This window comes from Methanomicrobium antiquum (assembly GCF_029633915.1).
Lineage (GTDB): Archaea > Halobacteriota > Methanomicrobia > Methanomicrobiales > Methanomicrobiaceae > Methanomicrobium > Methanomicrobium antiquum.
In genome coordinates this window covers 21471-43057 of sequence record NZ_CP091092.1, presented here as the reverse complement: position 1 = coordinate 43057, position 21587 = coordinate 21471, and the positions used below count along the sequence as shown (strand labels likewise).

General features: G+C 37.6%; 14 protein-coding genes. 8 read left to right on the top strand and 6 right to left on the bottom strand.

Translation table 11 applies throughout. The features are described from left to right. Positions 1–32 precede the first annotated feature (32 nt). From L1994_RS00195 to L1994_RS00185, 3 genes are all read right to left on the bottom strand, one after another. Positions 33–1415 (bottom strand): NAD(P)/FAD-dependent oxidoreductase, encoded by a 1383-nt coding sequence (locus L1994_RS00195; RefSeq protein ID WP_278099689.1) that lies wholly within the window; start codon positions 1413–1415, stop codon positions 33–35. A gap of 70 nt (positions 1416–1485) precedes the next feature. After that, positions 1486–2451, bottom strand: coding sequence for a hypothetical protein (locus L1994_RS00190; protein ID WP_278099688.1), 966 nt, complete (start codon positions 2449–2451; stop codon positions 1486–1488). A gap of 251 nt (positions 2452–2702) precedes the next feature. Continuing rightward, complete coding sequence (locus tag L1994_RS00185) at positions 2703–3524, bottom strand: TrmB family transcriptional regulator (protein ID WP_278099687.1); 822 nt, start codon at positions 3522–3524, stop codon at positions 2703–2705. 100 nt (positions 3525–3624) lie between these two features. On the opposite strand from L1994_RS00185, the gene L1994_RS00180 reads away from it, so the two are divergent. Together L1994_RS00180 and L1994_RS00175 are read left to right on the top strand one after the other, a co-directional pair. Continuing rightward, positions 3625–4908, top strand: a complete 1284-nt coding sequence (locus L1994_RS00180) for a COG1361 S-layer family protein (RefSeq protein ID WP_278099686.1) — start codon at positions 3625–3627, stop codon at positions 4906–4908. Positions 4909–4910: 2 nt separating this feature from the next. Further along, on the top strand, positions 4911–5603 hold the full coding sequence (locus L1994_RS00175; RefSeq protein WP_278099685.1) for a glucose-6-phosphate isomerase family protein: 693 nt from the start codon (positions 4911–4913) through the stop codon (positions 5601–5603). A gap of 147 nt (positions 5604–5750) precedes the next feature. Here the strand turns inward: L1994_RS00175 and L1994_RS00170 are convergent, their stop codons facing one another. From L1994_RS00170 to L1994_RS00160, 3 genes are all read right to left on the bottom strand, one after another. Next, positions 5751–6515: an NAD+ synthase gene (locus L1994_RS00170; protein ID WP_278099684.1), complete on the bottom strand. Its 765-nt coding sequence runs from the start codon at positions 6513–6515 to the stop codon at positions 5751–5753. Beyond that, positions 6512–8395: an NAD-binding protein gene (locus L1994_RS00165; RefSeq protein WP_278099683.1), complete on the bottom strand. Its 1884-nt coding sequence runs from the start codon at positions 8393–8395 to the stop codon at positions 6512–6514. Before L1994_RS00165 ends, L1994_RS00170 begins: the two co-directional genes overlap by 4 nt. 88 nt (positions 8396–8483) lie before the next feature. Next, positions 8484–9383 carry a TIGR00269 family protein gene (locus L1994_RS00160; protein WP_278099682.1) on the bottom strand — a complete coding sequence of 300 codons (900 nt, stop codon included), beginning with the start codon at positions 9381–9383 and terminating at the stop codon, positions 8484–8486. Between the two features lie 115 nt (positions 9384–9498). Here L1994_RS00160 and L1994_RS00155 point away from each other — a divergent pair, with 115 nt between their 5' ends. The 6 genes from L1994_RS00155 to L1994_RS00130 all read left to right on the top strand — a co-directional run bounded on the left by L1994_RS00155 (position 9499) and on the right by L1994_RS00130 (position 21587). Continuing rightward, positions 9499–10359 carry an RIO1 family regulatory kinase/ATPase domain-containing protein gene (locus L1994_RS00155; protein ID WP_278099681.1) on the top strand — a complete coding sequence of 287 codons (861 nt, stop codon included), beginning with the start codon at positions 9499–9501 and terminating at the stop codon, positions 10357–10359. Continuing rightward, complete coding sequence (locus L1994_RS00150; protein WP_278099680.1) at positions 10356–12311, top strand: DUF460 domain-containing protein; 1956 nt, start codon at positions 10356–10358, stop codon at positions 12309–12311. Before L1994_RS00155 ends, L1994_RS00150 begins: the two co-directional genes overlap by 4 nt. Further along, positions 12304–13155 (top strand): thiamine-phosphate kinase, encoded by an 852-nt coding sequence (gene thiL, locus L1994_RS00145; protein ID WP_278099679.1) that lies wholly within the window; start codon positions 12304–12306, stop codon positions 13153–13155. Before L1994_RS00150 ends, thiL begins: the two co-directional genes overlap by 8 nt. A gap of 239 nt (positions 13156–13394) precedes the next feature. Beyond that, complete coding sequence (locus L1994_RS00140) at positions 13395–14426, top strand: hypothetical protein (protein ID WP_278099678.1); 1032 nt, start codon at positions 13395–13397, stop codon at positions 14424–14426. Positions 14427–14561: 135 nt separating this feature from the next. Further along, the gene (locus tag L1994_RS00135; protein ID WP_278099677.1) at positions 14562–17918 is read left to right on the top strand and encodes a PD-(D/E)XK nuclease family protein; all 3357 of its coding nucleotides are present in this window, start codon (positions 14562–14564) and stop codon (positions 17916–17918) included. 3 nt (positions 17919–17921) lie between these two features. Then, positions 17922–21587: a UvrD-helicase domain-containing protein gene (locus tag L1994_RS00130; RefSeq protein ID WP_278099676.1), complete on the top strand. Its 3666-nt coding sequence runs from the start codon at positions 17922–17924 to the stop codon at positions 21585–21587.

Here is a 21587-nt window from a genome sequence, read left to right as displayed (position 1 = left end):
CCATTTTTTCATCTCAGCCATCACTCGTGCATTTAGGATTTATTGGATTCTTCATCAGATTCCGCATATTTAATAAGACTGCATATTCCGTCTGTTGAAGGATGAATCTCCAAAAAACTGTCAAAGTCTGATGTTTTAAGATTTCTTTCCATTAAATATGCAATATAGGCGGCAACAACAGATGATGAAGGAGCACCAAGATACATTCCCTTAACAGAGCCTGATTCACCATCAACTCTTATCATACTTTTCCCTGTGTTTTTGTCAGGAACTGACCAGAACGAACCAGGCCCTGCAGGTGTCGGAAATACAATATCTTTTAAATTTCCAAAATTTATTCCTTTATTTTCAGCATTTTTGCCTTTTTCATCATCAGACTCCTTAAAGCAGAAAGAATGCTCATAAAAAAGCTTAACCGACTGAGGAAGATATTCTGGAATTTTTGGAATTTCTTCGCCAAGAATTGATTTTGCGGCGCAAATCCCCTGCATTCTGGCAAAAGGCGTTAAAAATACCCTGCCTGTAACATCTCCCGCCGCAAAAACTCCCTTAACATTTGTCTCGTAATTTTCATCAATTATTATCTCTCCTCTACTGCCAATAGAGAGACCTGAAATTTCCTCAGTTCCGGGTATAAGGCCGGCGGCAAACAAAACCGCAGAACACTTAACCTCGTAGCGACTGCCTCCGTTTTCAAGCACAACAGAGGTAACTTTTCCGGATTCGTCACCTTTTATCTCCCTTAAAAGAGTGTATTCGCGTATTTTGACTCTTTGTAAATCTTTTAAAACTCCCTTTCTAAAGGGTTCAGGCTTATCTCTTAGAAACTCACTTCTTGAAACTATTAAGACGTCTGATCCAAATGAAGAGAAAATATAAGAATATTCAGAAGAGATAACGCCTCCACCAACAATAACTATTCTTTTTGGAAGCTCACCCAGATTCATTATTGTATGAGGAGTATATACGCCGGATAAGTTGTTTCCGGGAATTTTTGGCATAAAAGGGACAGAGCCTGTCGCAATAAGAACACTTTCAGACTCTAATTTCCGGCCGTCAACAAAGACTGTTTTTCCCTCTATTACAGCTTCACCGGTTACTATCGAAATTCCGAAATCTTCTGTTTCCTTATCAATTATTTTTGAAATAACCGACTGAATTTTATTCATCTCAGACCAGACCGCAGGAAGGTTAACTTTTGGTGCAGTATCAATGACTGACAGTTTTTGAAGTTTTTCGGACTCTTCAAGAAATTTTGCACAGTCGTTTAAACCGCAGATAACCATACAGCCCTGATGAAGGCACTGGCCGCCAAGACTGCCCCTTTTTTCAATCAGGCGCACTTTTTTTCCTGCTTTTGCAAGATATATGGCGGCAAATCTACCTGCAGGGCCGCCTCCGACAACAGTTATCATGTAATTCTTATTTTAGCCGTAATTTTTTTGGTTTTTCTTATGCATTTTTTTTATGCATCCTTATGCCGCTTCAGAGAAGTTCTACTCCATCATCCAGAGGTTCTCTTAAAATTTCCCCGGAATATGCCTCAATCTCAATTATTCTGTCTCCCCTTATCTGTATTACAGGAAGATAGACCAGTTCAAGACTGATGTTTATGTTTTCGCTGTCAGGTGCCACTTTAATATCCTCATAGGATATTGTATCTCCTTCAGATTTGCTAACGCGGACCATCTTTGTCAGTTCTTCTGATATCCTGTTTTTTATTGAATCACGAAGATCATTTTTCTTAACACCTGCGTCAAGGATTTTTGCTCTTCCCGGCACATTCTTCCTCTCTGGTGTAATTTTTTCAAGATCTTCTGATTCAAAATCGGCTTTTTTACCGGATAATGCGTTTATAAGGCCGGTTTCTGTCAGGTTGAAATCAATGACATGAGATTTGAAAACCTTCTCGCCGGTGCTATTTGCAGTGTAGAGATAATGCGGGATATAGACATTTCTTATCTCACCTCTTATTCCGGAGATCTGCTTAGCCCTCTCCTCAGAAATTGTCTGTGGAATGCACAGGAGTTCAGGGCCCAAATCCTGATTAGATGATTCATAAACACTTCTTTTATCATCTCTTACTTCTCCTTCGTAATCAGGGACACTGAAATCAAGTGCAAGCGTCTCTCCAAGAATGTCTGCAACAGTTGCCTGTCCGGCATATTTTGCAAGTTCAATATGCCCCCAGATTGTACAGTTCTCAACCGGCTGACAGTTCTTCATTGTAAAAAGCAGTTTGTGACAGTTTGAGACTGTATCTTCAAGCTGAACCTTGAATTTCTTCCTTAAAAAAAAGTCAATTTCTGAAGAATCATTTGAACAGAGAACAACCAGGCATTCATTTCCCCTGTATGCTGTAAGATCTATGCCGCCGTTACCAAAATCAACATCAAATGAGGCGGTCTTAAGAATTTTTTCTACTGCACATAAAGCCCTTTCTTTTATCATCTGAATAATCTATAAGATTTTATAACTGAATTATATTTTCTATACAAACGTTCATGAAATTATATTTCATGCAACAGTTTCATGTAAGCTACAAAGTAACTTTGATGTCAATCTAAAAAAATAATCTAAAAAAACTCTATTAAAATTATGCTGAACTAAGCCATGCCCATATTTCAGAGAGTTTTTTCAGATCTGAAAAATATATAGAAAGGTATCGAATTTTAAAGAATTATACAGGCAGATATAGATATTTATGCAGATATTTTTTCTTTTTTCTGCAGGCTCTCAAGGTGTCCTGAAATGAATTCACGATAAGATAAGAAGAACTGGACAAATCCATATGATTCAGAATAAAGGGCAGGAGGATTAAAAGAAGCTGAATCTAAATCTGCGTCTGAATCCATTATTAAAAGAACTTTTTTCTTATCAATTATATATACTCCGGATGCACCGTTTTTAGTGCCCCTGCTATAGCTGTTAAACTCCTTAAAAATCTTAACCGAAGCATTGGGAAAAATGCCGGGATATCCGTCTTTATCCCAGTTGCTTGTAATAATCTCAATTTTTACATCAGGACTTACACTTTCTGTTATATCTGACAGTTTGTTTTTGATAAAATCCCACCTGGCGGCGAAAAAAACCTCTTTTTCAGCACTGCTTAAAGCCTCCTTTAACTTAAGAAGAATATTCTCTTCTCCTGTTATGCTCCAGATGTATTCCTGTTTTCCAAACGGGCGCTCAGGTCTTGATTCATAAAGCTCATTTAAAGCTTTTAAAGCATTATCTGCATCTTTTTTAATTTCGCCAAGCATATTTTTAACAGCGGCTTCAGGCGGTGTTGCACTAAACCTTTTTGGGGTTGTATTTGATGTGCTGACAAGATTTTTTGAGATCAGCTTATCAATAACAGGATATACTGATGCGCGGGGCACTTTTGATATTTCATGAATTTCTGTCGCTGTTGCGCCCTGCACCTGCAAAAGAGCCATATATACAAGTGCCTCGTATTTTGTAAGTCCAAGAGACTTTAATGAATCGTAAATTCTGTCAGGTTCTGGTTGTATTTCTCCCATTGGCATACAAATATATATCCGCAGGTTTAATAAATGTTGTCACAAAAACAACAACACAAAATTGAATGACTATACAACAGCATATAATGAGAAGATAACCATGAAAATCGCAAATATTTTAGCAATATTTCTGATTTGCGCATCATTTGCAATTCTTCCGGCATCAGCAGGAACAAAGTACATGTCAGGAGAGCCTGAAATGAGCGTTGCGATATCAGGAACAAATGAATTTGAACCAGGTGAGGATATATCCCTTACAGTCACAATTCAAAATACCGGAACATCAACATTCAAGATTATTCAGTCTGACATTGTTGACCGCGATGACAAACCTGATACGGCAAAGCTCGTAACAGTTGCCCTTGATGACGGGAATGCACCGGTCAATATCAAAACTGACCCGCAGATGATAGGAGATGTTGATTCAGGAGCGTCAAAGACAGCAACTTTCAATATGAAAGTGGATAAATACGCCGCACCGGGGATGTACAATCTTGTTGCAACATTAAAATACAAGCATCTTTATTATGCAGAACAGACAGGCACTGATTCAATAAAATACATTTACAAAGATGTTGAACTGCCTCTCAATCTTCAGATTAAAATAAAGCCGGATCTCCAGATTGAAGTTTCAGATATAATCTCTGATTCACTTAATGTTGGAACTGAAGGCTACATCACTATGAATGTTAAAAATGTCGGCCATGAAGAAGGGGATAATGCAATAATTAAGCTTTCAAAAGCTGAAGGAAGCGCAATTGTTCCAACAGACTCAAGTGTTTTTGTCGGCAAATTTATGCCAGGTGAGACTAAATCAGTGACTTTTAAGGCATCTGTCTCAAACGATGGTGAAGCAAAGAACTATCCAGTCCTTGTATCAGTTGATTACAAGAACTCAGACGGCGATCAGGTCTCATCCGATGCTGAGACAGTCGGTGTTGATGTAGGTGGAAAGATAGAATTTGAGATTGTATCAGATTCTACTAAGCTTCGCCCGGGTCAAAAAGGTGAAGTTGTGATAGTCTATAAAAACACAGGCGCAACAACTGCATACAATTCACAGGCACGCATCTCTGCTGTAGATCCATTCACAAGCAACGATGACACAGCATTTTTGGGTGACATTGAGCCAGGAGAAACTGTTAAAGGAGTGTATGAAGTCTCGGTAAGCTCGGATGCAACAATTAAGACATACGGAGTTGACACTGAAATACGCTACCGCGATTCTCTTGACAACAGCCAGATCTCTGATTCAATGAAGGCTCAGATAGAGGTTTCAAAGGCATCAGGAGTATCCATATTAACAAATCCAATCCTCATTACAATAGTTGTCTTTGTAATTTTGGGGGCAGGGTATTTTGTATGGAAACGTCGTAAGAATTAAGGATGAATAAATTCTGGGACGGCCCGCTTCCAAAGCCAAATGAGCGGACGGTTGAGGATATGCAGTGCGTTCTTGCAGAAAGTTCTCTTCCTGCAGAAAATAAAACACTCTATTTTATGTACAGAAACCTCTCAAAAAATGAAGAGGATTCAATGTGGCTTTCAAATAACAATCTCAGATTTGACATTACTGTAATTCCTCCGGGAGTTATTGGAGATGAGTTTGTAAAAACAAAAGGCCATTACCACCCGGAAGCACCATGCGGACTTGGTTATCCTGAGATTTATCAGGTTCTAAAAGGAAAAGCCCACTTCTTATTGCAGAAAAAAGATATTCTGGATATTTGTGTTATAAAAGCAGAAAAAGGAGATATTGTGCTTATAAAACCGGGATATGGGCACGTCACAATCAATCCTTCAGATGAAACCCTTGTTATGGCAAACATTGTCTCTGATAATTTTGAGAGCGAATATGGAAATTACATAAAGATGCATGGCGCCGCATACTATGAATTTAAAGACAAAGGATTTGTTAAAAATTTACATTACAAAAATATTCCTGAAATTAAAATAATAAACGCCTCTCAATGCGAAATTCCGGGCATCTCAGAGAAAGGAAAAAATAAAAGTCTTTATTCATTTATTGGAGAAGAAAAAGTCCTTGATTTTCTAAACAACCCATCACTTCTGGAATAAAACCAAAAAAAGGGAATAAAAAAATTCGGAATGCAAAGAAAAAGCTGTTTAAAATTTTTACATTAAAATTACATTTTGATTTACATAAAAACCGTTTCTATGAAAAAAAATCATGAACATTTTTTATTACCAATATTTTTATCAGCCTTAATTTTCTTTTAAGAGATTTGGAGGAGCACACCTTTTATGAGAAGCCTTCTCTACTTTCTTTAAAATCTCGGCTTCTGTCTCATTTTCAGGTTTAAACCCGTTTGAAATAAGATTTTCAAGGGCTTTGTCAATCTCCTCATATGAAAATCCAATCTCTTCCTCATCACTCTGTCCGGGGTAAAGACCTGCTGATGGGGTTTTATTTATGATTGAATCAGGAACTTCCAGATATCCGGCAAGAATATACACCTCTTTTTTTAAGAGATGTAAAAGCGGCTGAATATCGGCGGCATCATCGCCGTGCTTCGTTGAATACCCAAGATAATATTCACTTTTATTGGATGTCCCACAGACAAGGGCGTTTTGCTGGTTTGCGAAATAGTAAAGTGTGGTCATCCTGATTCTGGCCATTAGGTTTCCCTTAAGATATGGTGATTCTGTATATCCCGGAATACTCTCATACTCTTCCAAAATGCCTGTGATTGGGACAACAAGATAGCTGATTTCAAACTTATCACAAAGAGCCTTTACATCATCCATATCAGCCTCGGGAGTTACAGAAGATGGCAGAAGATAGCCCAAAACATTAACAGATCCTACTGCACGTGAGCATAATACAGCCGCAAGAGAGGAGTCAATTCCGCCGGAAAGCCCGATTACTATTTTTTCCATCCCTGATGACCAGAAAGCATGCCTAATCATCTGTTCTATCTTTTCACATTCACAACCAACGCATAATTCGTCACTGCATACTTCATTCATATCAGTTTCTCATCTCCGGACAGGATTTTTATAAGTTTTTGAAGAGGTAAAAGTTTACCAAAGGCAATTATATAATCACCCTCCTTTATAGTTTCTTCTGAATTTAGTCTGATTTTTGAATCATAATCATTCCCGACAGCTATTATCACAGCGCCTGTCATAGATTCAAGCCTTCTAATTTTCATCACGGATTTTGCACTGTTTTTAATTTTCACTGCCTTTTTGTCAGAAGGTAAATCCAAAAGAACACTAACAATTCCTTCAAGAATAAATCCGGCCAGAATATGCCCGCTTATTGCAGGAATAAGTTCAACATAATCAGCACCGGCACGATACATTTTTTCAACCGAGCCTGGTTTTTCTGCTCTTGATATAATGTATATATGGGGATTTAAGCTTCTTGTGATAAGTGTTGTGAATATATTTGCATCATCGTCATCTGCTCCGGCAATAAAAATTCCTGCATTTTCAATACCGGCCTGCCTTATTACAGATTCATCATTAAAACCACCCTTTATGAAAAACTGACTCTCAGAACCTGAATTTTCAGTCTCTGAAATTATATTTAACTTAACACCTGCGGCTTTAAACTCAGAAGCGATAACTTCTCCAAGTTCATCATATCCTGCCATCACTGCAAGGCTTCTTCGTTTTTCAACACATGCAAAGACATTATTTTGAAAGAGAGTTATGTCACTTTTTTTGCCAATCAAAAAAACAATGGATGAAGGACGAATCTTTCTGTCTTTTCCCTCCTCAAATGTGAAAAAGACACCCCTGTCAATCATAAACACAGGCTCAATATTATATCTTTCAAAGAGTTCAAGCTCATTTAATGTTTTTCCAATTGCAGGACAGCCCTCAGGAAACATCATATGAATGAATTTAAGAGGGTCTTTTTTTGAAAAGTCTGAGTGTTCAGATTCCAGATTTTTTGAATATGAGTTGTTATCTAAATTTTTAGAATCTGAGCTGTTTGAATCGGGGGTTTTAAAATCTGTTTTTGAGACAAAATTATTTATTTTTCGATAATTCTGATTTCTGAGATTTTTTGATGCATCAAAGATTATATCAGCCTCCGGTTCTGATAAAAGATGTCTTGAAATTGTCATTCCGGCGATGCTTTTTGGAGAGATTATGTTATCTGCTCCTGCATAGCTGAAGTATTTTTTATGCTTAATATCATCAATTACCGCTGTAATTTTTGCATCAGTCATTTTTCTTATTCCAAGAATTATTGATGCGGAACGCTTGTCATTATCATTTTTGTCAGGTTCACAAACAATTACCCCTCTTGCTGATGAGACATTTACACTCTGCCATGTTTCATCATCGTCATATCTTCCGGAGATTACACGAACACGCTTTTTGAACTTTTTAAACTGCTCCATAGCCAAAAGGCCGGTTTTTTCATTCTCTTCCAATATAACAATCATTAAATCTGATAACAGGAGGCTTTTTATCAGGGAGGCTGAAATTTCGCTGAAGCCTGCAACAATAACATGACCTGAAATATTTCTATGTAGACTTTTTGGCGGTGCCGGGCGAAATATGTCCTGAATATGTGGAGTTAGCACTGCAGGAATAAGTAGTAAAAATGTAAAAACGCCTGTTATCATTATTGCAATTATCAAAATAAGAGTCAAAGGATTATCAGCAGGAAAAAAAGTCTCCAAATCATATCCGACAGTAGTCATTGTCTGCAGGACAAACAAAAGAGAGTTAAGCCAGGATATTTCACATCCTTCAAGATGAGGTATGAAGTAATGAATTACTAATGAATATACTACAATCTGAAAGATAAGAAGCTGGATATAGAAGGTTATTCTGTCCTGAAACATATATTTTAATAGATCACTTAAAAAACCACTCCGCTTCATAATCAAAACTCCCCTTATAACTCCTCTTTTAAATCCTCATCTAAATTCTCTTTAAAGATCTCTTTTAATTTCTATTTTAATTTCTATTTTAATTTCTTTTAATGCCGGTTATCTCATGTAAAATCCGGCATGTACCACACTCTCCAAATACAGGTTCTCCGCAGACTTCACAGGTTCTTAACTGTGTGCTGTCCTCTTCTAAACCCTCTTTTAACTCTTCTCCAAGGTTTACAAGGGCGTATTTTGTTGAAGGGTGGCGGTAGTTGTAGTCGTTTATCATCTCACGCACATCTGCACGCAGAGCATTATGTGAATAAGGGCATCCTCTCTCTTCAAAACCTTCAACATAAAGATTTGCATATAAAGCAACTTCGCGTTCAGGAAGATAGATAAAAGGTCTTATTCTTGGAATCATACCTTCTGCAGGCTTTTGTCTTCGAAGAAGTCTTTCCAAATCACCTCTTAACACATTCATCATAACAGACTGCGCCTCATCATCTAAATTAAAACCCATCGCAATCTTTGTTGCGCCAAGTTCTCTTGCAAAGCCGTTTAATATCTGTCTTCTCAAAACACCGCAGTATGAGCATGATTTCCTGTCGCCTTTTTTTTCAACAATCTCATCCAGAGTAAGACCAAAATGCTCATAGAATGACGTTATATAGCATTTTACATCATAACGCCCGGCAATTTTTTCGACAGCCTGCGGGTCACGGTATCCTTTTATCCCCTCGTCAATAGTAATGGCAAAAATTTCAATATCAGGCCTCTGCCCGAATACTTTTTTCAGAAAATACAAAACTGCACTGCTGTCTTTTCCCCCGCTCATTGCAACCGCTATTTTATCTCCGGAGGATATCCATCTGTGCTGTCTGATTGCCTTTTTGGCACGGCCCTCAAAGTCTTTTGTAAAGTGTTCAGGGCAAAGGTGCATACCTGAGTATTTCTGAAAAATTATTGCATCCTTATTGCATTTTGAGCATTTCATATTTTTACAACCAATTCTTTGTCATCACACATTTACATGCAGATAATTACATGCATATATTGTGCAGGAATCTAATCAGTTATATCATCTCCTACAAATAAATTGTTTACAGATTATGCCACTTTCTCCTGAAGATATCAAAAGCCTCCATAAGTACGAGATACTGATACTCAAAAACATCGAAAAGCTGATGAAGAGATATACCTGGGTGCCTGAAGACGTTTTAAGAAAAGCATCAGGCCTTTCATCCCAGGAGCTTGAATATCGTCTTGGACACCTTATGGGAAGAGATATGGTAAAGAGCTCATCAGTTCCGTATAAAGGCTATCAGCTCACATTCGGCGGTTATGATGCACTTGCAATATCTTCCCTTGTAAGCAAGGGAACAATCTCGGCGCTTGGCTCTTTAATCGGCGTTGGAAAAGAATCAGCTGTATATGAGGCACTTGGAACAGGTATTCTTGTTCTTAAAATTCACAGAATAGGTCAGCGCTCTTTTCAGTCGGTCAGACTTAACAGGAGTTTTATGCCGGAATGGAAACATTTCCCATGGATCTTTGCATCGACATATTCGGCAAAGCAGGAGTTTGAAGCTTTAAAGGCACTTAGAAAGGGAGGTGTCAATGTGCCTGTACCTGTTGCAATAAACAGGAATGTTATTGCAATGACATATATCGCCGGATTAAACCTCAATCAGGCGGTTTTGGAAAATCCACAGGATGTCCTGGAGGGAATTTTGGAAAATATCAAAAAAGCATATGCCCTTGGATATATACACAATGATCTCTCAGAGTACAATGTAATGGTTGACGGAAATGAGGTATGGATTATTGACTGGCCGCAGTGGACTGAATTAACCCATCCAAACGCTGATGAAATACTAAAGCGTGATCTTAAAAATATTACAGGTTATTTCTCAAAAAAATACGGCCTTTCATACACACCTGAAAAGGTTTTTGAAATGGTGGTTGGTTGAAGGTATTTGGAATAGACATCATTAAGGGATCTGTCAGATCCAAAACAAAAAAACCTGTCTTTGCGCTTGTCAAAAGAGAAGACAATGAGGAAAAAGACACATCAGAGGTCTCTATGTTCCGGCTCAAAAAAGAGCTGGAGAAAGAAAAACCTGATATTTTAGCTGTTGACAGCATAAGAGAAATTTCATCTGAAAAAAAAGAGCTTCTTTTTTTCATGCAGTCCCTTCCTGCAGGGACAAAACTTGTTCAGGTTACAGGCGGGGAAAAACAACAGAAACTGCCCAGGATTGCCGCACAATACAATATCAGACTTTCAGACCGCTTTGATCCATTCCAGGAGGCAAAGGCATGTGCACATGTAGCAGAACTTGGCGCCGGCTGTGAAGTAATTGCATTTGAAAACACCTGTGATATAATTGTCTCAAAAAGCCGCTCTATAGGAAAGGGCGGATGGAGTCAGAACAGGTATATAAGAAAGATTCACGGCGCAGTTTTATCAAAATCAAGAGAGATTGAAGACACACTAAAAGAAAAGGGTCTCAAATACAAAAAAACAGAGGTCAAAGGCTTTGGCGGATACAAACGTGTCAGTTTTCATGTTTTCGCATCCAAAACAGAGATCTCTGTTCAGTCAGAAAGGCATGCTGACTTTCAGGTGAGGGTTATTCCAAGGGAACTTGACAAAATCAGGTATTCACCGCAGACTGCAAGAAAAAGGCCTTTAATCGTTGGAATTGACCCTGGAACAACATTTGCTTTTGCCGCTCTTTATCTGGACGGGGAAGTAGCCTCAGTTAAAAGTTCGCGCCAGATGTCTATCTCAGACTGGACTGAAGAGATTTCATCGATTGGAAAGCCGGTTTTAATCGCATCAGATGTAGTACAGATGCCATCATCGGTTGAAAAAATCAGACGCTCATTCAATGCTGTTTCATATACTCCAAAACAGGAAAAAACCCAGGAGGAGAAGGCATCTTTATGCATATCAGCAGGACTTTCATTCAGAAACGATCATGAGAGAGATTCGCTTTCAGCGGCGATTGAAGCCTACAAATCATACAAGAACAAGTTCAGAAGTGTTGAGAGGCGCATTCCGCCGGGATTTAGTCTTGACGAAATCAGAGCAGGGATAATTAAAGGCCAAAGCATTGAACAGATTCTTTCAAAAGATAAGGATTTTGTTTTAAGAGAGGATGGAGAGGAGAAAAGCGACATCAGCGTCACTGAATTTTCAGACTCTGATGGCAGAGTCTCACAGCTTGAAGGAATGATAAAAGATCTCCGCTCTCATGTATCTGAATTATCTTTGACTCTTAATGAGAAAAATGAGGAGATTATAGGCTTAAAAAACCTGCTTGCATCAGAAAGAACTCAAAAATCCGAGGAGAGGAAAAAAAGCAGAGATATTGCTGAGCGTGACTTGCAGATTAAAACCTTAAAGGCACGACTAAAAAAACAGGATAAAGATACGCGCCGCCTTTTGAAGAGAATTTCAAGATTAAAACGGTTTAACAGCCTGTGGATGGAGGGCGATTACATTCCTGTCAAGGTTTTGCCTGCATTAACAAAAGAGGCGGTAAAGGCACTTGAAGATGAATTTGGAATCACAGAGGGAGATATTATCTATGCCGCAAAAACAGAAGGCTGGGGAAAGCAAACAGTATCATACATTTCTGATTGTTATGTCTCCGGAATTATTGCTGATAACTTTGACAAAAAGCTTCTCAACTGCTTAAGAGAAGAGAATGTTCCTTTAATTTTGGCTGTGAAAGTCCCTGTTTCTCTAAGGGGAAGAACTGGCACCATAAAAAAAGATGATTTTGACAGGGCGGTTTTGGAATGGAAGGAGGAACAGATTACTTATGAAGCTGAAAAAAAGGCTGATATGATAGAGGCTATTGTAAAAGAGTATAAGAGCGAGCGTGAACTGGAGGCAAGAAAACGTGGATGACAGGGAGATTGTAAAGAGGATTTCAGAAATTATTGGATCTGATAAAACTGCCGATGACTGTGCAAAAATCATTGTTGGCGATAAAATTCTTGCAGTATCAACCGATATGCTCCATGAAAAAACTGATTTTCCTAAAGGAATCACGGACTGGCAGATTGGGTGGATGTCAGCCGCTGTTACAATATCTGATATAGCAAGTACGGGTGCAAAGCCGGTTTCACTTCTTTTAGCGGCAGGCCTTGACAATCCTGACAGAATAGAGGATATAATAAGAGGTGCTGATTCTGCCTGCAGAAAATACGGGGCAGAGTTTTCAGGAGGAGATGTCGATTCACACTCAGAGCTTACAATTGTCACAACAGGAATAGGGATTACAGATTCAGAGCATTATGTCTCCCGCACAGGTGCAAAGCCCGGAGAAATCGTCTGCGTATGTGGAAACCTGGGTCACGCACAGGCAGGTCTTTTGGGGGATATGCGCTATTTTAAGGACCTCTGCGAGCCTCAACCAAAAGTCTTTGAAGGAATGAGACTTTCTGAATGCAAAGTGTCGTGTATGATGGATATTTCAGACGGACTTGCAATATCCCTCTTTGACTTATCAGATGCAAACAACTGCGGATTTGAGATAGATAAAAACCTCGTTTCCCTATCAGACGGAATTGATTTTGAAACAGCATTTTACGGGGGCGGAGATTTTGGTCTTTTATATACATGCCAAAAAAGTCTGTTTGAGGAGAATAATCTGCCAGGTTTAAAACTGGGTGTTGTAACGGAAAAAAAAGGTGTCAGAATCAGTGGTAAAAACGCGGAAAAAAGAGGCTACTCTCATACATGGAATTAATAAAAAAACCCAATAAAAACACTTTTTTCTGCCCCGGAATTTTTTATTTCAATAATATTTCAATCAATAATTTTGAGCTAAATACATTTATACCCGGCATTTTAGGATTAATAATTTTATGCCCATTTTTTTAAGGTCAATAATTTTATGATAAATTATTTTCTGTCCGGCATTAGTTGACATCTCTCATATAAATGTTAAATAATAAAAAATATAGATGTTAAACTAAGGTGAGTTAAATGGATTTAAAAACTTTATTTTTATTAATCACAATAGCCACGGCAATATTTTCTATATCTTTGGTATCTGCCGCCGAGGAATCTGTCGGACAGTTGGATGAAGAAAATAACAAAACCATAACAGTTACTTCATCAGGAGACGGTTCATACTATGAGGGCGAAGAGATTCGTTTTTCAGGAACAAATAAAATAACAGACAAAACTTATCTCTTTGTCTGCGGGCCTGAAATTAATAAAAACGGGTGCAAACCAGACTCTCTTGAAACAATGGCAATATCCGGAGTAGAAAATACTTTTGCAAAAGCTGAGGTTTCTGCTGACGGCGTCTGGAGCTATTCTCTTGATACAAACAAGGTTGGATTCCTGCCCGGCACTTATACAATATATGCAGTAACAGAGCCTGATAATAAACAGAGTCTTTCCAAAAATACATATGACACTGTATCAATTGTCATAAAAAAGCCTTTTATTTCAGCAAAGGTATCAAAAACCAATATAAAGCCTGGTGAAAAATTAACAGTCACTGGAAATGCAGAAGGAAATCCATCTAAAATCGGAATCTGGGTTTTTGGATATGACTACTATAATGGCGCAGAATCAGGTTCGATGGTGACTGTATCTCCAAAAGATGATTCTTCATATAGTTATGTTCTTGATGAAAGCGAGACTGAAAATATGGAAAAGGGAGAATATTTCGTAATCGTTCAGCATTATATGTATGACGATAAACCAGGGATTATAACAAAGACAGGAGATAATGGAAAAACAATCTTTGCTACTAAAAACGAATTTTTGGAACAAATTTCTTATCCCGGATTGTTTGTTGTCTCCGGAGATAATGCATTAAGAGGCGCTGATGCATCAGAAGCCCTAATAGAAGCTTTAAATCTCCCTGATGTTGATGATACGTATGCTTTTTGCACTTTTAATGTTGAAAAAAATGAATTGAATAATGCAAAAACTAATCAGGATAAAACACCAAATGCGTTTGAATCACTGATGAATTACTTATCAGGCATATTTGCATTTTAATAAGTGATTTTTTACATCAACTTTTTAAAAATATTTTTTACACCAACATTTTTAAACGATTCTTTAACACAACCTCACAGGGTCAAATTTTATGAATCGGTTATATAAGAAAGATTCACTAAAATTAAATCAGGAATGCCTGAAAAAATACTCATAAAAACACCAATAGGATATGGTCTTTCGGACTCAATTGATAATTTTAAAGACGAATATAAACAAAATCCTCTGGATACAATTCTTGTTTTACCAACCGAAAGACTCTGCATCAGAGTAAAAGAGAATCTCCTCGATAATCATCTAAGTATTATTGAAAGTTCAGTTACAACACCGGATATGCTTGCTTCTGCAATTGCAGGTAAAAATAAAGAATTTAAGCTTATTTCAGAAGAAGAGGCAAAACTGCTTCTCTTGAAAGTTTTAAAGAGAAAAAAAGAATATATTGAGGCTTTATCTCCGTCAGGAGAGTATTCTTCCCGTTTTTTAAACGACATCTATACATTAATAAAAGTAATTTCAGAACAGGAAGCAGATATTGAGAAAATTTTCTCTTTAACTGATAAAAAGAAGAACCGGGCTCTTATAAAAATTATAAAAGAATATCAGGATATACTAAAATCAAAAAAACTCATATCACCCGAAAATATCTATAAATCTGCATGTGATTTTATATCCCCAACTTACGGCAAATCCTCTGGTGATTCATCTGAATTATCATCAAATCAGTTATCTGACAGTTCATACGAATTTTCTTCAGTTAATACCCATGATGATTCATCTAAATTATCATCAAATCAGTTATCTGGCAGTTCATCTGAATTTTCATCAGACTTCAAAACAATTATTTTCTCAGGCATTTTTGAGCCTTTGCCGGCACAGAAAAGATTTATTCAGACAGTATCATCGGCGGCTTTAAAATCTGTTTATTTCATGCCGTATTCTTCAAACAAAAAGGTCTGCACTGATGACGGAAGATGGTTTTTTGCAGATAAAACTGAAGAGATTGAAAATGAAAAAAAGTCTGATTTATTCCCATATGAAAATATCTTTGGAGAAGAAGAGATAAAATCAAAACCTGTAGAAGTTTATTCAAAACGCTATAAGAACTTAAAAGCTGAAATTGCCGGAATTGCCGGGTTAATTGTAAATCTTTTAAATAATAATGCAAAACCTTCTAAAATTGCAGTTGTTTTTCCTGACCCTGCCGGTGCAACAACAGTTGTAAACGAAGTTTTCTTTGATTTCGGACTTTCATATTCATCATCTGCAAAATTTCCGTTTTCACGCTCTCCTGTTGTACAGTCTGTTCTTTTGCTCACCGAAACCGTATCCAAAAATTTCTCACGCGAATCCTTAACAGAACTTCTTGCATCTCCTTATATGTCAAAACTTTTGCAGGGATTTTCAAATCCGGCATCTGCTGTTGAAACTGTATCTTTGAATGCCGGTGTTGAGGGCGGCTTTCATTCGTGGGAGAAGGGTATTAAAAAACATATAAAAAGAGAAGAAGACAGGTTAAAATCAAAAGATCTGCCTGAATACAGAAAAAAAGAGATTGAAAAAAATATTATTTTTTCTGAATCGGTCTTAAAAGCTTTGGTTTTATTAATAGAGAAACTAAACAGGCTTTCAGGCGAAAAAATTATAGCAGAGCATATAAAAAGTCTGATCTTGTTTTTAAAAGAGAACGCTGTTCCCTATATTGACGACTCCTGCGGGGATTTGATCTACAAAAGAGACATAACTGAATTTTTAAATCTCTTAAATCTTTTAACCAGTCTTTCACAGACATCCGGGATTTCGGGAGATGAAAAAATCTCATTCAATGAATTCTCAAGATTTTTTTCATCAGCTGTCGGAAACTTAAGAATTTCAGAAAAACGTGATGATACAAAGATACAGATATCCGGTATTCAGGGACTTCAGGAGATGGAATATGATTATGTATTCTTAGGAGGGCTTGTTGACGGAAAAGTGCCTGATATTCCCTCACTTCTTCCATATACAACTGAAGAGGAGGACAGGGCAATATGGCCAAACAAAAGGCGTGAAAAAGTCAGATGGGAGAGATTTTATTTTGCATCTGCTCTGTCATCTGCGAAATGCGCATTATTCTTAAGCTGTCACAGTGAGGCAGGAGGAAGACAGGAGATTCCCTCACAGTTTTATGAAACGGCTGTAAAGGCGCTTTGTGCAAAACCCCCCGAAGAAGAAGGGCAAAACGTTTCTTTTTCATTCGCAGTTAAGGAGACCGGACGGCTTCTTTTAAAAGGAAAAATTTATGAAAATTTCACTCTTCCACCGGGTGTTTCTCCTAAAAATCTGTGTGAGAGAATTAATACTGAAGGTTTTTTCAGAAAAGGCCTTTACGATTCAGTCTATGACGGTCTTTTGTCATCCGAAGATGAGATAAAAGAGGTTTTATCATTAAGATTTGATGAAAAACATCCATATTCTCCCACATCACTTGAAACTTATGCGAAATGTCCCTTTAGATTTTACCTTACACATGTTCTCGGATTAAATCCGCCTCAGGAGAAGACATTCACTCTTTCAGCCGCAGACAGAGGGGAGCTTTTGCATAAAACACTCTTTTCGTTTTACAAGGACTGGATGAAGACACACAACAATTCTCCATCTGAAAATGAGACTTTGGAGGCATTATCGCTTTTAAAATCGCATGCAAAAGCAGAGATTGAATCTTATGAAATATCCGGTCCGGCCTGGGATTTTATGACAAAGGAAATTTTAGGCGATACAGGATACGGACGGGGAATTCTTGAAAAATTCATAGAAGAGGAAACAAGGCTTTACAAAACCGGACTTGTACCAAAATACTTTGAAGCCGGATTTGGTTTCAGAGGTATTGAGACAGCATTTTCAGATGAGGCTGTTAGAGTTGAGTCCAAAAATCAAAAAAGTATATTTCTAAGAGGTTTTGTTGACAGAATTGACGTAAAAGAAGGAAAAGATGGAAAAGATGATAAAAGCCCGGATGAGTTTGTAATAGTTGATTACAAGACCGGAAGTCACCCGAAATACAATGAAATTGTCGCCGGAAAAGCACTTCAGATTCCGCTTTACCTAAAAGCTGTTGAAAATGCCAAAAACATAAAAGGCATTGGAGGCTTTTACTACAAGCTTTCCAAACGTGAGGTTTACAGAAAAGCTGAACTTTATGAACAGTCTGAAGAAGAACTCTTCTCCAATTTTCCAAAGGCGAAGACAACTGATAATACATTCTCAGAGATTGTCAAAAACTCAGTAGATTATGCATGCACATATGCAGAGAATATAAGAAATGGTGTATTTACGCCTGCAAAGGAGAATGATGACTGTTCAAAATACTGCGAGTTTAAATCAGTCTGCAGATTCTCCGAGTTTCGGCTTTTGGAACAGGAAAATATCAGTCAGAAGGAGAATGTCAGCCAAAATGAAGCAACAGATACCACTGAAAATCAGGATAAACCTTGTGAAAGAAAGGGAGGTTTCTAAATCATGCTGACAAAAAGACAAAGTGAAGCATTAAGGCATGACGTGAGCCTTTGTGTAACAGCAGGGGCAGGCACAGGAAAAACGCATGTTTTAGTCAACCGCTACATAAAATTAATAGAAGAGGCAGGTTGTCGTCCGGCGGAGATTCTGGCTCTGACTTTTACTGAAAAAGCCGCGGCTGAGATGAAGGAGAGGGTTGAGAGAGATATTTTTGAAAAGTCCGGGCCGTTTTGGGAGATGATTAAAGAAGAGATGATGTGGGCAAACATCTCGACATTTCATTCCTTTTGCTCAAAAGTGTTACGTGAGTTTTCAATTGAGGCCGGAATCGATCCCGGATTTTCAGTTCTTTCCGAAAACGAGTCCGAAGAGATAATATCAGACGCAATTAAATCTCTTTTTTCAAAAAAACCTGATGATTTAATTAAAAAAAGCCTTGATGACTGCCTCTGTGCATACGGTACATATTATCTTGAAATTTTTCTAAGAGAACTTCACAGACAAAGGCGTTATTCCGGTGAATTCTTTGAAAAGCTAAACAATAATGAGACTGAAGTTTTGGAGGAGTGGAGATGTGCACTTCTTTATGAGAAATATGTAATTTCACAAGAGTTTAAGAAGAGCCCTGTTTTAACAGAGGCTTCTGATGCACTTTTATCACTTGCAGAGAGTTTTTCCGGGGATGGCGATAAAGCGGCAAGATACTTAAAAAACATAAAAAAACCGCTTATGCTCCTTAAAAGTGACGATCCGTCAGACATATGCAAAGGACTTTTGGGAATTTTGCAAACTTCCGGTGGCTCACGCAATATGGGAAGTAAAAAAGTTTTGGGGGATTTAAAAGAGGTTTTATGCAGTTCGTATTCAGCCTTAAAAGAATATTCCGACGAACTTCCGGCAGATATTCTTTCAGCAGAAGTTTCAGACAGAAAAATTAAATGCAAAAAAAATTCTGGTGTTTTTGAAGATGAAGATAAAGAATCGAAAACTGAAAAAAACAAATCTGATGATGAAAATATAAAAAGAACCCTGAAAATCCTAAAAAGCCTTGGCGTTGTCTATAACAAAATTGAATATGATATCAGGCGTGAAAAGCATATCAGGGGCGCAATTGACTTCACCGATATGATAAACCTCACATACAGACTCTTTAAGGACTACCCTTATGTTGTTGCAAAAAGCTATGCCCGCAGGTTTAAGTTTATAATGATTGATGAGTTTCAGGACACTGATCCTGTTCAGGCAGAGATTACATCGGCAATTATTGAGATGGCAAAAGATGAGTCTGATGAAGAAACAGGAACAGAAAAAAGCAATAAAAATGCCGAAACAAACAGCAGTATAAACAGGACTCTAAAAAATAACACAAAAAGGGATATAAACAATAACATAAAATTCAGTCAAAAAAGCGATGAGGATAGCAGAAATACAAATGATAAGGTCTGTAACAGACTTTTTGTTGTTGGCGATCCCAAACAGTCTATCTATCTCTTCCGCAGTGCAGACGTTTCAGAATTTAAGCGTTCAGGAGAAATAATAAAAAATGAATACAAAGGAGAACTTGTTTCACTTGATATAAACTTCAGAAGCACAAAGGAGATATTATCTTTTGTAAACTGCCTTTTTGGAAAATTACTAAAAGATTCAGGAAAACCATGGGATTTTTCATATGAACCTGTATCTGTATGTGACGCAAGAGAAAAACACAAAGGCTCTGTTGAATTAATCATCTCTTCTGATGCAAAGAAAGCGTCAGAAAGAGCTGTTTTGGAAGCCGAAGCCGCCGCAAAAAAAATCAGGATGATAAAGGATGAAGGAAAAACTTATGTCTATGAAAAAGGAGAAAATCCCGGAGAAAGTAAGAGAAGAAAGGCATCATGGGGTGACATCTCCGTTTTAATTGAGCGGCGAAACAACCTCAAATATATCGAATATGCCCTTAAAAAATATGGAATTCCATACAGAGTCTATGGCGGACTCGGCCTTTATGAAAAACAGGAGATTTTGGATGCAAAGTCAGTTCTTTCATTTCTAAAAAACCCTGATGATGACATATCACTCTACGCCGCACTTCGCTCGCCATGGTTTGGATTTTCTGATGCAGAGCTTTTCAGAATCTGCGGAGGCTATGCAAACGGACTTTTTTTAAAATTAAAGCAGTGTGAAACAAAAAAGGCAAAGTCTGCATATGAAATGCTGTCATCATGGCTTTTGTGTGCAAGAAAAATATCTCCGTCAGAACTTTTCAGGCAAATTCTTAATGAATCCGGAATCCTGGCAGTTTATGCAGGCCAATATGACGGGGCAGGTGCGATTGCAAACCTGGAAAAAATATCTGATACTATACGTGAAAGAGAAAAGGGAGGATTTTACACACTTGACAGGCTTGTTTTAGAGCTTTCTCTCTCGGTTTCTTCAAAAGACAGGGAAGGAGAGGCAGAAGCTGAAGACATAGGAGAGGATGCGGTTTTGGTAATGACTGTTCATGCCTCAAAAGGTCTTGAATTCCCAATCGTAATTATGTCAGGGCTTTCAGAGACACCTCCTTTTGAGAACTCTTCAATTATCGTTGATAAAGAGCTTGGAACAGGCATTAAAATACCTGATTTTGAGTCAGGTGATGACTACATAAATTCACTTCCGCTCTCAATCCAGCGTTACAGGCTAAAGCAGAAGTCGGATGCCGAGTCAAAAAGGCTCTTTTACGTAGCGGCGACAAGGGCAAGGGATCATCTGATTATGTGTACATCAGAGCCGAAAAAAATTCCTGCATCTTTTGAGGCATGCAAAACAAGGACAGACTGGATTATGTTTTTCTTATTCTCTGAAATTAAGGATGAGATAAGAGACGGTTTATATGATACAGGAAAAGGCGATGGAGAGAATTTTTCATCATGCAAAATAATAGTCACAAGAGCGGAGAATCTGCCGGAGATAAAAGTTAAATCAGACGCAAATTCAATGATTCCGGCTGACATAAAAAGAATTGTTTCATCAGAGGATTTTAAATTAAATAATAGAGATTTAAAAAACTACAATTGTTCAGCTAAAAGAAAAGATTCCTCCTCAAAGGTTTTTTCTGCAACCGAGATTGAAGTGTTTCTCAATTCGCCTGCAAGGCACAAAGAGATTTATATAAATATGCACAGGGAAAACCCGCTTTTTAAGAATGATTCCAAAAAAACTGACGAAGGAAAGATAATACATGCAGTCTTTTCAGGAGAGACCTTTGATTCTTCCTTTGAAAAATACAGAGGGTTTTTAACCGGAGATGAAAATATATCTCAAAAAAAGGCTGAATTTGAGAATTTGTACAGGATATTTATGCAGTCTGATTTCATGAAGGATTCATTAAAATCATACTGTGAGGTTTCGTTTACAACCGAAATTAAAGGTTTTAGGTTTTCAGGCTCAATCGACAGACTTGTTCAAAAAAGTGACGGCTGGTACATAATCGATTATAAAACAGGCAGTGAAAAGGACGATTCTGATTATGTAGTTCAGATGGCAGTCTATAAAAAAGCGGCATTTGAAATTTTAAAAGAAGAGCCAAAGACCTTTGTTTACCACACAAAAACAGGGGAATTTACAGAAATATCACCGGATTTTGACTCTGTTGAATCAGATATTGTATCGGCGTGTGAAAAGATTACAAAGGGGAGTTTATGA

Coding starts and splice junctions, on each gene's coding strand:
- L1994_RS00135 (WP_278099677.1), top strand. CDS start 14,562: ATGCCTGAAAAAATACTCATAAAAACACCAATAGGATATGGTCTTTCG.
- L1994_RS00140 (WP_278099678.1), top strand. CDS start 13,395: ATGGATTTAAAAACTTTATTTTTATTAATCACAATAGCCACGGCAATA.
- L1994_RS00165 (WP_278099683.1), bottom strand. CDS start 8,395: ATGAAGCGGAGTGGTTTTTTAAGTGATCTATTAAAATATATGTTTCAG.
- L1994_RS00160 (WP_278099682.1), bottom strand. CDS start 9,383: ATGAAATGCTCAAAATGCAATAAGGATGCAATAATTTTTCAGAAATAC.
- L1994_RS00190 (WP_278099688.1), bottom strand. CDS start 2,451: ATGATAAAAGAAAGGGCTTTATGTGCAGTAGAAAAAATTCTTAAGACC.
- L1994_RS00185 (WP_278099687.1), bottom strand. CDS start 3,524: ATGGGAGAAATACAACCAGAACCTGACAGAATTTACGATTCATTAAAG.
- L1994_RS00155 (WP_278099681.1), top strand. CDS start 9,499: ATGCCACTTTCTCCTGAAGATATCAAAAGCCTCCATAAGTACGAGATA.
- L1994_RS00170 (WP_278099684.1), bottom strand. CDS start 6,515: ATGAATGAAGTATGCAGTGACGAATTATGCGTTGGTTGTGAATGTGAA.
- L1994_RS00195 (WP_278099689.1), bottom strand. CDS start 1,415: ATGATAACTGTTGTCGGAGGCGGCCCTGCAGGTAGATTTGCCGCCATA.
- L1994_RS00130 (WP_278099676.1), top strand. CDS start 17,922: ATGCTGACAAAAAGACAAAGTGAAGCATTAAGGCATGACGTGAGCCTT.
- L1994_RS00175 (WP_278099685.1), top strand. CDS start 4,911: ATGAATAAATTCTGGGACGGCCCGCTTCCAAAGCCAAATGAGCGGACG.
- L1994_RS00180 (WP_278099686.1), top strand. CDS start 3,625: ATGAAAATCGCAAATATTTTAGCAATATTTCTGATTTGCGCATCATTT.